Below are 14,408 nucleotides of genomic sequence, written 5' to 3'. Positions count from 1 at the left end.
CCGGGGTGCCGCGGTGCACAGTCCGGCGGAGCGATTCCCCTTAGAATGGATTTCTCGGCAGGGCGGCTGAAGCATCTGCGCTGCCGTTACGAAAAGCCTGAACAACAAGGGGAAAAAGCGTGCAGTGGCATACAGAACAAAAGCAGACCGCGACGCAACGCAAGCGCGCAATCCGCTCCGCCAGACATTTTTTCTTGCTGTGCTGCACATCGGCATTTCTGACTGCGTGCGCAACCAAACCTCCCGCCACCGCGTTCGACCGCCCGGTCACTCACGCGTTGGCGCCGACCGAAAACACGCCGCTTCGCGCGGCGCTTGAACCGCTCGAAGCCGCTCATCCGGGGGAATCGGGTTTTCGTGTGCTCTCGAGCGGCACGGACGCACTGCAGATGCGCATCGCACTCGCCCGCGCGGCGACGAAAACGCTCGACATGCAGTACTACATCGCGAACGAGGACACCACCGGCAAGCTGCTGCTCGGCGCGGCGCTGTACGCGGCGGATCACGGCGTGCGCGTGCGCATGCTGGTCGACGACCTGAACTTCAAGGACATCGACCGCATCATGGCGGGGCTCAACTCGCACAACAACATCGAGATTCGCGTCTTCAATCCGTTCGGTAGCGCGCGTGAGGGTGTGTTCGAGCGCACTACGAATGTCTTCACGCAGATCGGCCACTTCACGCGCCGCATGCACAACAAGGCGATGATCGCAGACAACCAGTTGGCGATTGTCGGCGGCCGCAATCTCGGCGACGAATACTTCAGCGCGAGCGAAGTCCTGCAGTTCCGCGACATCGACGTGCTCGCCGCCGGCCCGATCACCGCCGATGTCTCGGCGAGCTTCGACGACTACTGGAACAGCAGTGTCGCGTATCCGCTCGGCGTGCTGAACAAGCAGAAATTCGATCGCGAGGAACTCGATCAGACGCGCGACGACCTACGCAAGCACTGGCGCACCAACGCCGATCCATACAACGCGAAGCCCCTGAACGCGACGCCGCTCGCCACGCAGATTGCGGGCAAGCAACTCGGCCTGACCTGGGCGCACGCAGAGTTCAAGGCGGATCAGCCGGAGAAGATCGAGAACCCGTCGCCAGACTACGTCAGTCCACCGATGAAGCGGCTCGGCGAACTCATGAAGGATGCGCACAAGGATTTCCTCGCCGTGTCGCCCTACTTCGTTCCGCACGAGGCCGGCGTGACGGCGCTTGGCGCACTCACGCATCGGGGCGTGCGCGTAGCGATCCTGACGAATTCGCTCGCCGCCACCGACGCGGTCGCGGTGCAAGCGGGCTACAGTCCGTTCCGCGTGCCGCTCCTGCAACAGGGCGTCGAGTTATACGAGTTCAAGCCGCGCCAGGATACGCCCGCGGCGGGAATCACCGGGTCGCGTTCGCGCGCCAGTCTGCATGCGAAGACTTATGTGATCGACCGCCGGATTCTGGTGATCGGCTCGATGAACCTCGATCCGCGCTCGGCGCATCTGAATACCGAACTCGCGCTCGTGATCCACAGCCCGCAACTTGCTGCGCAGGTCGCCGATATTTTCGGCAGCGCCACGGCGCCCGAGCGGAGCTACCGCGTAACGCTCGCCGACGACGCGCAGCTCGCCTATCTTCGTTCGATCGGCGCGCCGCTGTCCCCGCTCGTGTGGACCGATGTCGAAGACGGCACGCGCCGCACCTACATTTTCGACCCGCAGGCAGGGTTATACCGGAACGCGCTAACGGGGCTATTCTCCCTATTGCCGGTCAACGCAGAACTTTAAAAGCGGAGCTCAACCATGACTGAAGACGTACGAATGGAGCGCGACACGTTCGGTGAAATCGCTGTGCCGAACGCTCATTTGTGGGGCGCGCAGACGCAGCGCTCGTTGCAGAATTTCCGCATTTCCACCGAGAAGCAATCGCCTGAACTGATCACCGCGCTCGCCGTGATCAAGCGCGCCGCCGCCGAGGTGAACCTGGGCCTCGGCGTGCTGGACGAAACGAAGGCGCACGCGATCATGCAGGCGGCCGACGAGATCATCGCAGGCAAGCATCCGGAAGAATTTCCGCTCGCGGTCTGGCAAACCGGCTCCGGTACGCAGACCAACATGAATCTGAACGAAGTGATCGCGAATCGCGCGAGCGAACTGCTCGGCGGCGAGCGCGGTGAAGCGCGCAAAGTGCATCCGAACGACGACGTGAATCGCGGCCAGTCGTCGAACGACGTCTTCCCGACGGCCATGCACGTGGCCGCCGCGCATGGCATCGTCAAGCATCTGCTGCCCGCGCTCAAGACGTTGCGCGACACGCTGGACGGCAAGGCGAAGGCGTTTGCCGGCATCGTCAAGATCGGCCGCACGCACTTGCAGGACGCAACGCCGCTCACGCTCGGCCAGGAGTTCTCGGGCTATGTCGCGCAGCTCGACCACGGCATCCGCCATGTTGAATCAACGTTGCCGCACCTGTACGAGCTCGCGCAGGGCGGCACGGCTGTCGGCACCGGTTTGAACGCGCATCCGCAATTCGCCGGCAAGGTCGCGGCTGCCATCGCGCAGCTCACCGGCATGCCGTTCGTTTCCGCGCCCAACAAATTCGAGGTGATGGCCGCAGCCGATGCGCTCGTCTTCGCGCACGGCGCGCTCAAAACGGTGGCCGCGAGCCTGAACAAGATCGCCAACGACATCCGCTGGCTCGCGAGCGGTCCGCGCTGCGGCTTGGGTGAACTGTCGATTCCGGAGAACGAACCGGGCAGCTCGATCATGCCGGGCAAGGTCAATCCCACGCAGTCCGAAGCCTTGACGATGCTGTGCGCGCAAGTGTTCGGCAATGACGTCGCGGTGAACATCGGCGGCGCGAGCGGCAACTTCGAGCTGAACGTATTCCGGCCAATGATCGCGCACAACGTGTTGCAATCCATCCGCCTGCTCAGCGACGGCGCTCTGAGTTTCAACGAGAACTGCGCGGTCGGCATCGAGCCCAACCGCGAGCGGATCGACGCGCTGCTCAACGAATCGCTGATGCTCGTGACGGCGCTCAATCCGCACATCGGCTACGACAAGGCCGCGCAGATCGCGAAGAAGGCGCACAAGGAGGGCACCACGCTGAAGGCCGCGGCGCTCGCGCTCGGCTATGTCACTGAGCAGCAGTTCGACGAATGGGTGCGGCCGGGCGATATGGTGGGCCATTCGGCGCCTTGATTGGCGCCTGCCCGCTCCTACGCTTGACCCGCTGGGCGACTCGTGGTGAGTCGCCCGGTTTGTTCAATGCGGGTTTGATTCAGATTAGCCTGGACGGGAAAGCGGGCGCCTAGGCGGCAAAGGATCGTCGCCTGCAGTTTTGCCAGCGCCCGAGTGAACGCCGGCAAGCGTCGTTCAAACCTTGCCCTGCGCCACTTCTTCCGGCTTCAGTTCGACGATCGCGTCGAGCGCTTCCTTCACGTCCATCGCGTACTTCGCGAGGCGCTTCTGCTCGTCGGTTTCCGGCACGAACGACGGCACCTGCACCGGGTGCCCGTTCTCATTGACCGCGACCATCACGACGAGACAATCCGTGGTTTGCAGCAACTCGCCGCCCTTCGGGTCGCCGGCCTGCACCGACACATGAATGTGCATGCTGGTGCGCCCTGTCGCCACCACGCGCGCGCGCAATTCGACGAGGTTGCCTACCAGAATCGGTCGACGGAAACGGATATTGCCGACGCTGACCGTCACGCAATAACGCCCCGACCACACCGCCGCGCACGCATATGCGGTTTCGTCGATCCACTTCATCAGCGCGCCGCCGTGCACCTTGCCGCCGAAGTTGACCGAGCTGGGTTCGGCGAGAAAGCGGAACGTGGTTTCGGAACGTTCCAGCGGCGCTGAGAGATGGCTACTCATCTTGACTCCGGTCAATCGGATGCATTGAAAGGAGGCGATTATACGAGCGCAATATTGGCGGCGTGGCCACTATCGAGCGGAAATGCGTGCAACGTCCTTGCGCGCAGCCGGTTTCGGCGCGCAATCCGATCAGCCGGTTCATCGCTGTAGCCGCTGCAAGCTCGTAAAGTGCCGCGGCGCTGGCCTGTCCTCCGGCTCGAACGTCGCTTGGCGCGCAGTCGTTCAGCGCACGTCGTCGCCTGCGCGGACGGGCGCCTCGCGATGGTTCACCGACGCAGGTGCGGTCGCGGACATGAACCGTTCACGATACTCGAGCGGGAGCACGCCGAAGCGCCGCACGAACGCGCGCCGCAGATTCTGCTCGCTGCCGAACCCGCAGTCGAGCGCAATGCGCTTCAGCGGCCGGCGCGATTCGGCCAGTGCCCGCGAAGCCGCTTCGAGACGCAATGCGGAGACGGTTTTCGCCGGCGTGCGCCCGACCTCGTCGACGTAGCGGCGCGCGAAGGTCCGCGGCGTCATACGCGCGTGCTCGGCGAGTCGCTCGACCGTGAGGTCCTCGCGCAAATGGGCGACCATCCAGCTATGCAAGGCCTCGAACGGCCCTCCCGCCGACGCCTGTGCCGCGAGCGCCGCGCTGAATTGTGACTGCCCGCCGGGCCGCTTCATGAAGACGACGAGGCGCCGCGCGGCTTGCATCGCGACGGCGTGGCCGAGGTCTTCTTCGATCAGCGCAAGCGCGAGATCGATGCCAGCCGTCACGCCCGCCGACGTCCAGACCACGCGTTCGCCGTCACCTCGGCCGTGCGGGCCTGCGTCGCGGATAAAGATCGGATCGGCATCGACATGAACATTGGGAAAGCGGCGCGCGAGATGCGGCGCATCGCGCCAGTGTGTGGTCGCGCGGCGGCCGTCCAGCAGACCGGCCGCCGCCAGATAGAACGCGCCCGTGCATACCGAGCACACGCGCCGTGCGCGCGGCGCATTGCGCCTGATCCACGCGACGAGTTCCGGCTGCAGCGTGCAATGCTGATCGACCGGAACGCCGGGGACGATCAGCGTGTCGATCGGCTCGGCGTCGAGTGAATCGAGTCGTTCGGTCACGACCGGCAGGCCCGGAAAAGTCTGCAAGACGCCGCCGTCGATTGAAGCGACCGTCGTGCGATAGGCGACCGGGCGGGCGGGCGGGTGCGTCGATGCGGGCACGGACGCATCCGCAGGCGTGAGCGGACGTGCGCCCTGATGCGCATGCGTGGACGGGTTCGCCGGCATCTGCGCCCGCCCACCGCCATCGCTCGCACCCTGCGCAGCGGCCATTGTCAGTTCGGCGCGCCAGAATGCTTCCAGCGGGCCGCACGCGTCGAGCAAGACCAGATCGGGTGCGACGGCAAATACGATATGACGCACGCTCATCACGCGCCCCCTCCCATCGCGCGCCATCTGGACGACCGCGCATAGGCGAGCGTGGCGAGCGCCGCTGCGGCAAGCAGCGGAAAGATCGCTGCGTTGATCGTCGCCCAGCCGAAGCGCGCCAGTAGTTGCCCCGCGAATAGCGAACCGAGCGCGGAGAACGCGAACGTCGTGAATTCGCTGGTGGCCTGCGTCTTCGCCCGTTCCGACGGCCGGTACGACTGCGCGAGCAGCGTGGAGCCGCCCACGAACATGAAATTCCAGCCCACGCCGAGACACGCGAGCGCGGCGTAAAAGTGCGGCAGATCGGTCGAACGCAATGCGAAGACACCGCATAGTGCCGAGAGCGCAATGCCCGCGCCGATCACCGGCAGCACGCCGAAACGCTTGATGAGCCGCGCCGAAAACAGAGACGGTGCAAACATGCCGACCAGATGCCACTGGATGATCGACGCGCCGTCGCCGATGCTGTGCCCGCACGCGACCGCCGCGATCGGCGTGGCGGTCATGACGAACATCATCACGGCATAGCCGAGCGCGTTGTTCGCGAGCGCCGCAGCGAAGATCGGCTGCCGCACGATCTCCGCGAGCGGCCGTGCGGCGTCGTGGGTACCGGCCACGGCCGGCGCAGGCGCCATGTCGCGATAAAGCAGCATCAACAGAACAATCGACGCGAGTCCAAGTCCGGTGACGAGCGCGTAAGAGCCCGCGAACGCCACCGGCGCGAGCCAGTCTTTGCTCCACGCGGCGAGAAGCGGGCCGCAGACGGCCGCGACCACGCCGCCCGTGAGAACCGTCGAAATTGCGCGACTCTTGGCTTCGAGGCCGACGGCGTCGGCGGCGGCGAGCCGGTAGTACTGCGCAAACGCCTGGAATACGCCGACCGTCGCGGTCCCCGCGCAAAACGCCCAGAAGTCGTGATGAAAGATCGCCCACACGGACACAGCGCCGCCCAGCGCGCCGACGCTCGCGCCCAGCACGAAACCCGCGCGACGGCCGATGCGAGCCATCAAAAACGACGCGAAGATCGTCGTGAGCGCCGCAGTCACCGTGATCAGCGAGAAAGGCAGCGTGGCTAGCGCCTTGTCGTCGGCGAGCGTGTAGCCGACGAGGCCGGTCAGCGTGAGATCGATCGACACCGACGAGGTGTACAACGCCTGGCAGACGGCCAGCACACGCGCGTCGCGACGTCCATGCGGGCCGGAGCCGCGCAGGTCCGCGGAATCGTCGGGGGAAGCGGAAACGGCGGCGGAACCGGCAACTGAAGCGGCGGCGGATCGTGAAGACGAAGCTGGTGCGGCAGGCGGCATGGATCGGTCCCGGCGGCGAAGGTGGTCGATGTGGCCCGAGCGGCCCTCACTCGTCGCCATGGCCTTAAGTCGCCTGACTGAGCTAAGCCGCCGAGTGCTCACTTGGCGAAAACCACATCGTCACATGACTGCGCGTGGCAGCAATGACAACGATGCATCAGTTTCTGCCAATTCGCTGCTCGCCGAAAGGGGCTGCGAGCGGACGACGCCTTTATTTGTGGAAGGTGATGCCTTCGTCGATCGTGCCGTACATGGTGACGCTGCCGCTACCCGCGCCCGATGCCGAGCCGGAGCCGCCTTGAGCACAAGCGCCCAGCGAGACAATGCAAACGACAACGGCCAGAACTGTTTTCATGACTGCGTTTCCTGCAAAGACAGGTGTCGATTCTAGCCTGGCGCTTCGGGCGCATGCGCCAGGCTGCAATCGACGGTTCACGCCAGGCTGAAACATCGAATGCATTTGCCAGGTAAAGTGGCTGCATCGTACGTTGCGCCCCGCGCATCGAAGACCGACAGAACACGGAGACGCCTTATGCCCGCCAGCCTCGCAGACGAACACAATCATTTTCCGGGCCTGAGCCGCATTGGCGCGCTGCTCGCCGATCCCGGCCGCGCAGCCATGTTGTGGGCGTTGATGGACGGCAGCGCCCGCCCCGCCGGCGAACTGACGATGATCGCGGGACTGTCGCCGTCGGCGGCCAGCGCTCATCTCGCGCGCCTGACCGAGGGGGGCCTGCTCGCACTCGAGGTGCGCGGCCGGCATCGTTATTTCCGCATTGCGTCGGCCGACATCGCGGCGTCCATCGAAGCGCTCGCCAACGTCGCGCAAGTCAGCGCGCCGCAGCGTCCGGTGCCGCGCCCCGTGCGCACCGTGCCGACCGACATGCGCTACGCACGCACCTGCTACGACCATATGGCCGGCGAGTTGTCCGTACGCGTGTTCGAGCGGCTCATCGGACGCGGACTGCTCGCTTCGAACGGCGCGTCGCTCGAAGCCACACCGGAGGGCGCCGCCCGCTTCTCCGACTGGGGCATCGACCTGTCGGCGCAGCGCAGCCGCCGGCGCCGCTTTGCGTGCACCTGCCCGGACTGGAGCGAACGGCGACCGCACCTCGGCGGCGCGCTCGGGGCGGCGCTGCTCGACTCGTGGGCCGCGCACGGCTGGGTCGAACGGACGGAACGGCCGCGGATCTTGCGCGTCACGCCGGCCGGACATCGGCATTTCGATGCCTTCCTGGCCGAGTGAGTAATGAGCGGGCTCAAAGCCGATGCGATCTGTTAGAGACCTTTTGTTACCAGTCGCCACGAGGCTTTACAAAAGTGGGCGTCTTGAAACAAACGGCGCGGGTACAGTGGTTCACGGATGCTGCACGTGCATCGTCCGTCGGAGAACAATCATGAGAACCACGACGTCACCATCGTCAACCCGTCGCACCATCGGCTACTCGCTGATCGCCGCAGCCGCCTTCCTGTTCGCCGCGCAGGCCGCGCTCGCGCAGCAAGCCGCGCCGCTGCAGGGCGTCGCTACGGAGAGCGATCCGCCCGGACGCGTCGCGCGGCTGAACTACACGGCCGGAACCGTGACCACCGAACCCGCCGGCGCCACCGACTGGTCGTACGCGCAGATCAACCGGCCGCTCACCACCCGCGACCAGTTGTGGAACGATCAGAACGCGCGTTCCGAGCTGCATATCGGCTCGACCGCGGTGCGTCTCGGCCAGTCGACGAGCCTCGATATCCTCGGTCTCGACGACAACAGCGCGCAGTTGAAGGTTGCGCAAGGGACGTTGTCGGCGCATGTGCGGGAACTGCCGGCGGGGTCGTCGTATGAAATCGACACGCCGAATCTCGCGCTCGGCTTGAACGGCCCGGGCGACTACCGCGTCGACGTCGCGCCGGACGGCAGCAGCACCACCGTCACCGTTCGCAACGGCAGTGCGACGGCTTATGGCGACGGCGCACAGGTGCCGATCACGGCCGGCCAGCAGATCCGCTTTGCCAGCACTTCTTTGCAAACGCTTGCCGACAATGGCGCACCCAGCCTCGACGGCTTCGACCAATGGGCCGCGAGCCGCGACGCTGCCGAAAACCGCTCGGTATCGGCGCGCTATGTGTCGCGCGAAATCCCCGGTTATCAGGATCTGGATGCCAACGGTACGTGGCGCAGCAGCCCGCAGTACGGCGAGGTCTGGGTGCCGCGCGCGACCCCCGCCGGCTGGGCGCCGTACCACGACGGACATTGGGTATGGCAGGCGCCTTGGGGCTGGACCTGGGTCGACGACGCACCGTGGGGCTTCGCGCCGTATCACTACGGGCGCTGGGCCTACGTCGACGACTCCTGGGCATGGGTCCCGGGCCCGGTCGTGGTCAGCGCGCCGCCGGTCTATGCGCCGGCGCTGGTGGCTTTCGTCGGCGGCGGTGGCGGAGGCGGTGGCGTCGACTGGGGTGTGAACCTTGCGATTGGCGGTGCGGTGGCCGCGGGCGTCGCGTGGTTCCCACTCGGGCCAGGCGAACGGTGGCATCCGCACTGGGGCGACCACGATCACTGGAGCCCGCGCTACTACGAACGCGTCAATCAGACGACAGTCATCAACAACTACAACCGCAATATCACCAACATTCACAACACGTACGTCAACTACCGGGCGCCGCGTGCTGTGACGGCGGTTCCGGCGACGGCTTTCGTGCATGGACAGCCTGTGGGGCGCTTTGCGCAGAAGGTGGATCCCGCGCAGTGGCGCAATGCGCGGATCAACCCGGGCGCCCCCGGCATCGCGCCGGTGCGCGAGAGTTACAGGTCCGGTCAGCGCAACGCCAATTACCGGCCGCCGGCGGGGGTGATGACGCGTCCAGTCGTCGCGACGCGTAGTCCGTCGATGCCGCCCGCCTACCGCGATGGCCTTGCGCAGCGTTTCGCCCAAAGCGGTGGACGCGTGCCGGGCGCCGGGCAGCCGATCGTTCGGACGTCGGTCCCGGCGCACATGTCGGGTGGGCCCGGTGCGTTGCCGGTGCAGAACGTGCGGGTCGTCCAGTCGCATCTTCCGGGACGAATGCCAGGGGCGGCGGCGGGAGCGCCGGTTCTTCAGCCGGCGACCGGCGGGCAGCCCGCGCCGAGCGCCACGGGCCAGGCACAGAACAACGGGCCGCAGGCTGGGCGCCGGCCAGGCGACGCGCCTGTCGCAGTTCAGCCGGGGCGCGCGGGCGCACAGCCGGAGCGTCCCGGCATGCCCTTGCGGTGGAATGGGCAGCAGGTGGGCGCAGCAGGTGCCCCGCCGAACGGCGTGCCGCGGCCACCGCAGGCGAACGGCGGCAACCCGGGCGTGGCACAACAGCGGGGAGTGGCACAGCAACCGGCTCCGCAGCAAGGCCAGTCAGTTGCTGCGGATGGGCGTCAGCAGCCGGCCTGGACGCAGCCGCATACGCCTATGGCCCAGCAAGCGCAGCAGGGTCGTCAGCGAGGCGGTGAAGAGGCGCAGACGCCAAGGCCGGAGTGGTCGCAGCAGCCAGGAGGTCAGCGGAACCCAGCGATGCAGTCACGCGAGGTGCCGCGCCCCGTGGAAAATCCGGCGATGGGGCAACAGCCGCATGGGGCGCAAGATCAACGGCAGCCCGCGCAGCACGCCGAAGCGGTCGAGCGGCCGCAGGTCCAACAGCAGCCGCGTCCTGAACCACGTCCGCAACCACACGCTCAGCAGGCACCGCGTCAGGAGTTCCACCCGCAGCAGGCGCAGCACCCTCGCCCTGAGCCGCGACCGCAACCGCAAGCCCAGCAGGCGCCGCGTCAGGAGTTTCATCCGCAGCAAGTGCAGCAGCCGCGTCCTGAGCCGCAGCAGCACGGTGAGCAGCGCTCCGCCGGCGGCCACGACGAGCATCACAAGGGCTAAGCGCCCTTCGCTACAAGCGGTCTGTCGTCGGCACAAAACAAAAAGCCTCCGCGATGCGAATCGCGGAGGCTTTTTTTTGTCAGGCGCGTCAGACAGCCATGGGCGCCGTGAGCGGCTCGTGATGCCGGTAGCCGACCAGCGAGAAATCCGAAGGCTCGATCTTTTCCAGCCATTCCGGTTCGTACACGTGGGTCTTCGCGTAGTCCGGCACGCGCTCGGAAATGACGAGCTTGGGGCTTTCATAGGGCTCGCGCGTGAGCTGCTGCTTCAGCATGTCCAGCTGATTCTCGTAGATATGCGCGTCGCCGATGAAGTACGTGAACCACCGCGGCGTGTAGCCGGTCAGGCGTCCCACCAGATGCAGCAGGGCGGCGCCTTCGGTCAGATTGAACGGCGTGCCGAGCCCGACATCATTGCTGCGGATGTACAGGCACAGCGAGATTTCGCGCCGCGCCACGTTCGGCAGGAACTGGTAGAGCAGATGGCACGCGGGCAACGCGATCTGATCCAGAACCGCAGGATTCCACGCATGAAACAGGATTCGCCGGTCCGACGGATTCTGCATGATGGTGTCGAGGCATTGACGCAATTGATCGATCGCCTTGTACAGCAGCACCTTGCGGCTGCCGTTATCGTCGAATTCAGTGATCAGCTGGAAACCGCGCGCGGTCGCATCCGCAAGCTGCGCGCTCGCACTGGCGTCGAGCACCTTGTAGGCCGGCCACTGCCGCCACTGCACGCCGTACACGTCGCCCAGGTCGTCGGGGCCCTCGCGATACGGATTGGCAAGCCATTGCGGATTCTGGTTGGCGTTCGCGTCCCACACCTTGCAGCCGAGGTCGCGAAAATCGGCCGCGCTGCGCGACGCGCGCAGGAAACCGACCAGTTCGCCCACGGCCGACTTGAATGCCAGCTTTTTCGTCGTGACCGCCGGGAAACCCTGCTGAAGATCGAAGCGCAACATGGCGCCCGGCATGCTGATGGTACGGATGCCGGTGCGATTCTCCTGCCACGTGCCAGTGTCGAGAATCGTGCGGACGAGGTCCAGGTATTGTTTCATGCGGGTTCCTTCGACGCGGTCCGGAAGCGGTGCGCCGCGAGATTGAGCGGAAAACCCGATTTTACCAAGCGCGGCCGGCGGGCGCCGACCGCTTGCGAGGTACTATGGAAGGAAGGCGGCCTGGTACGACGAGCCCGGCGCGAAACTACGACGCGGCCGACGCGTCACGGCCCGTCCGGTCTACAGGCCGCTGCGGAGCGGCCAGCTCACAACCGTTGCGTGCGGCCGCATCTCAGAGATGCGGCACCGATGCGGGCAACGTGCCGTGCGGCGACGCCAGCGGCTCGCTTTCCATATGACGCATGCCGTGCGAGCACAGCAGCCGGTACAGCGTGACACGCGAAATACCGAGTTCCTGGGCTGCGTCGCCGAGACGTCCACGATGACGCAACAGTGCAAGCTCGATCGCCTGGCGCTCGGCCGCTTCGCGCGCCTGAGCGAGCGACACCGGCACGATCTCCACGTACTCGGCGAGTTCGAGATCGCGCGCCGTGATCGCGCGCCCTTCGGACATCACAATTGCACGACGCACGCGGTTGATGAGCTCACGCACGTTGCCCGGCCAGCCGTAGTTGTGCAAAGCGGCGATTGCGTCGGGTGCGAAACCGCGCAGGCGCCGGCTCGCGTCTTTCTTGAAACGCTCCAGCATGTGGCGCGCGAGCAGTTCGATGTCTTTGCCGCGCGCGCGCAGCGGCGGTTCGTCGATTTGCAGCACGCACAGGCGGTGATACAGGTCCGAGCGGAAACGTCCTTCGATCATGGCAGCGGTCATATCCACGTGCGTTGCGGAAATGATCCGCACGTCGACGTCGATCGCGCTATGGCCGCCCAGCCGCTCGACTTTGCGCTCCTGAAGGAAACGCAGCAGGCTCGCCTGACTTTCGAGCGGCAGATCGCCGATTTCGTCGAGGAAAAGCGTGCCGCCGTTGGCCGCTTCCACGCGGCCGATCTTGCGCTGATTCGCACCGGTGAACGCGCCGCGTTCATAGCCGAACAGTTCGGACTGCAGCAGATGCGGCGGAATCGCGCCGCAGTTGATCGGTACGAACGGCGCGTTGCGTCGCGCCGAGCGCTCGTGAATCGCAACGGCTGTCAGCTCCTTGCCCGTGCCTGACTCGCCCGAGATAAAGACCGGCGCGTCAGTCATCGCGACTTTGCGGATGGAGCGGAACAGCGCCAGCATTGCGTCGCACGACCCGACCATTTCACCTTCGGCGCCCTGCGATGCATCGTTCGAAGCGGGTTCGCCGAGCGAGATCATGCCGTATGCGTGACCGACGGAATCGACGATCCGGTCGCCGGAGTAAGGGACGGTCACATAGTCGAAACAATAGTCGCGTACCAGACGGCGCAGCGCTGCGTCCTGGAGTTGCCCAGGCATGGTCGCGGCGACCCAGCCGACGTTCGGCATGGTCAGGCAGGATTCGAATGCTGCAATTTCATGCGGCTGGAAATGGCTCGATAAATCGAGCAGGCCACCCGCTGCCGAACCGGCGCGTACGGCCCGGCGCGCGTCGCGCGCCGATCCCACCACTTCAACATTCCAGCCACGCTGGTGGAAGCGGGTGTTCAGTTCCGCGCTTGGCTCTCGCGAAACGTAAATCAGTTGCCGCGTTGCGGGTTCCATTATTCAGATCCTCTCGTCAACGAACGTTAAGGATGATGCACGCACCTGAACCGCAATTCAGACACGCTGGCACATTCGGGATTCGCAAATAGCAAAAACCGAACGGCCATTCCATTCCGTGCGGACAGCTGATCCCCAGAAAGCGGCGTGTGTGTTTGAGACGGCCCGTTAGCGGGCTTTTTTAAAATTGAAGCTCTTTCCGAGAGCTTACTATACGCGCGCGGCTTGGAAAACAATTATGCGAATTTAATCCGGCCGCCCTTGCCCAGCAAGGCGCCCGCGCCGATAAATAAGTAATCAACTTACGAATTACGAGATGTGGAAGCGCTTTTCTCATACATAGGAATCCAGGTAGATCGTACCGTTTCAATTAGGATCTAATAGGTATTTTCTTCTGGCGGGTTCAACCCGCAAAGTTTCCTGTGCCACTACTTTATCTGATTGGTGACGGGAACGTTGTTCACCAATGCACCAATGGTTTGCGAGCGGTCCGAGATGTGCGCCAATCACTATGTATACGAAGACGCACTACCCAATCGGCTTTTATTGCGTGCGGATTCAGTCGATGTCGCAGTGAGCGGGATTTTTTCGGCCGGTGCCAATGGGCGTCGCCGCTCGATGGACCCCGCCAGAGCGGCGGCCGGAACGTGTGCGTCAGGTAGAATCAGGCAGGTTATGTTCCCTCTTCCATTCGATGACGACGCTCACCCTGATCGTTGCTCGCGCCAATAATGGCGTGATCGGCCGCGACAACCAGTTGCCCTGGCGACTCCCCGAAGACCTCGCTTTTTTCAAGCGGACCACCATGGGCGCGCCCATCATCATGGGCCGCAAAACGCATGAGTCGATCGGCAGGCCGTTGCCGGGACGCCGCAACATTGTCGTGACTCGCGATGTCGCTCGGCGTTTTCAGGGTTGCGACGCGGCCACCACGCTCGACGAAGCACTCAAGCTCGCCGCGCAGGACCAGGCGCCCGAAGCGTTTCTGATCGGCGGTGCTCAGTTGTATGTGGAAGGGCTGCGTCTTGCAGACAAGATGATCGTCACGGAAATTTCCGCCGATTTCGACGGCGACGCGACGTTCCCGGCGGTCGATCCGAACGAGTGGGAAGAAGTCGCACACGAAACGCATCGCGCGCATGCACCGAACGATTTCGACTACGCGTTCGTCACATACAAGCGCAAAAGCCGGGGACGTGAGGCGCCCCGAGCGCAGTGAAGCGCGCTGACAAAAGCGGAACGAAGCACGCCGAA

General features: G+C 65.0%; 11 protein-coding genes. 5 read left to right on the top strand and 6 right to left on the bottom strand.

Translation table 11 applies throughout. The features are described from left to right. The first annotated feature begins 119 nt into the window (after nucleotides 1-119). Both BCA01S_RS07885 and fumC read left to right on the top strand, forming a co-directional pair. Complete coding sequence (locus BCA01S_RS07885; RefSeq protein ID WP_027776456.1) at nucleotides 120-1,769, top strand: phospholipase D family protein; 1,650 nt, start codon at nucleotides 120-122, stop codon at nucleotides 1,767-1,769. Between the two features lie 15 nt (nucleotides 1,770-1,784). Further along, entirely contained in the window at nucleotides 1,785-3,185 is a 1,401-nt protein-coding gene (gene fumC / locus BCA01S_RS07880; protein ID WP_027776455.1) for a class II fumarate hydratase, read from the top strand. A 174-nt stretch (nucleotides 3,186-3,359) separates the two neighbouring features. Here the strand turns inward: fumC and BCA01S_RS07875 are convergent, their stop codons facing one another. The 4 genes from BCA01S_RS07875 to BCA01S_RS38450 all read right to left on the bottom strand — a co-directional run bounded on the left by BCA01S_RS07875 (nucleotide 3,360) and on the right by BCA01S_RS38450 (nucleotide 6,938). Next, complete coding sequence (locus BCA01S_RS07875) at nucleotides 3,360-3,866, bottom strand: acyl-CoA thioesterase (RefSeq protein ID WP_020069353.1); 507 nt, start codon at nucleotides 3,864-3,866, stop codon at nucleotides 3,360-3,362. Between the two features lie 222 nt (nucleotides 3,867-4,088). Further along, nucleotides 4,089-5,276 carry a GlxA family transcriptional regulator gene (locus tag BCA01S_RS34665; RefSeq protein WP_042318231.1) on the bottom strand — a complete coding sequence of 396 codons (1,188 nt, stop codon included), beginning with the start codon at nucleotides 5,274-5,276 and terminating at the stop codon, nucleotides 4,089-4,091. Further along, entirely contained in the window at nucleotides 5,276-6,583 is a 1,308-nt protein-coding gene (locus BCA01S_RS07865; RefSeq protein WP_027776454.1) for an MFS transporter, read from the bottom strand. The genes BCA01S_RS34665 and BCA01S_RS07865 overlap by 1 nt, the downstream gene beginning before the upstream one ends. A gap of 211 nt (nucleotides 6,584-6,794) precedes the next feature. Next, nucleotides 6,795-6,938 (bottom strand): hypothetical protein, encoded by a 144-nt coding sequence (locus tag BCA01S_RS38450; RefSeq protein WP_167455740.1) that lies wholly within the window; start codon nucleotides 6,936-6,938, stop codon nucleotides 6,795-6,797. A gap of 177 nt (nucleotides 6,939-7,115) precedes the next feature. Between BCA01S_RS38450 and BCA01S_RS07855 the strand changes: the two genes are divergently transcribed. Both BCA01S_RS07855 and BCA01S_RS07850 read left to right on the top strand, forming a co-directional pair. Further along, nucleotides 7,116-7,829, top strand: a complete 714-nt coding sequence (locus BCA01S_RS07855) for an ArsR/SmtB family transcription factor (protein WP_027776453.1) — start codon at nucleotides 7,116-7,118, stop codon at nucleotides 7,827-7,829. Nucleotides 7,830-7,980: 151 nt separating this feature from the next. Then, nucleotides 7,981-10,467, top strand: a complete 2,487-nt coding sequence (locus BCA01S_RS07850; protein ID WP_027776452.1) for a DUF6600 domain-containing protein — start codon at nucleotides 7,981-7,983, stop codon at nucleotides 10,465-10,467. 88 nt (nucleotides 10,468-10,555) lie between these two features. Here BCA01S_RS07850 and BCA01S_RS07845 read toward each other — a convergent pair whose 3' ends face one another. Then, nucleotides 10,556-11,527 (bottom strand): thymidylate synthase, encoded by a 972-nt coding sequence (locus BCA01S_RS07845; RefSeq protein ID WP_027776451.1) that lies wholly within the window; start codon nucleotides 11,525-11,527, stop codon nucleotides 10,556-10,558. Nucleotides 11,528-11,759: 232 nt separating this feature from the next. Beyond that, complete coding sequence (locus BCA01S_RS07840) at nucleotides 11,760-13,154, bottom strand: sigma-54 dependent transcriptional regulator (RefSeq protein WP_020069346.1); 1,395 nt, start codon at nucleotides 13,152-13,154, stop codon at nucleotides 11,760-11,762. Nucleotides 13,155-13,848: 694 nt separating this feature from the next. Between BCA01S_RS07840 and BCA01S_RS07835 the strand changes: the two genes are divergently transcribed. Then, nucleotides 13,849-14,373, top strand: coding sequence for a dihydrofolate reductase (locus BCA01S_RS07835; RefSeq protein WP_027776450.1), 525 nt, complete (start codon nucleotides 13,849-13,851; stop codon nucleotides 14,371-14,373). Nucleotides 14,374-14,408: the final 35 nt, after the last annotated feature.

This window comes from Paraburkholderia caledonica NBRC 102488, assembly GCF_000685095.1.
Lineage (GTDB): Bacteria > Pseudomonadota > Gammaproteobacteria > Burkholderiales > Burkholderiaceae > Paraburkholderia > Paraburkholderia caledonica.
Note: the sequence above shows the minus strand (reverse complement) of the source record. Positions and strands in the feature narration are given on the sequence as shown.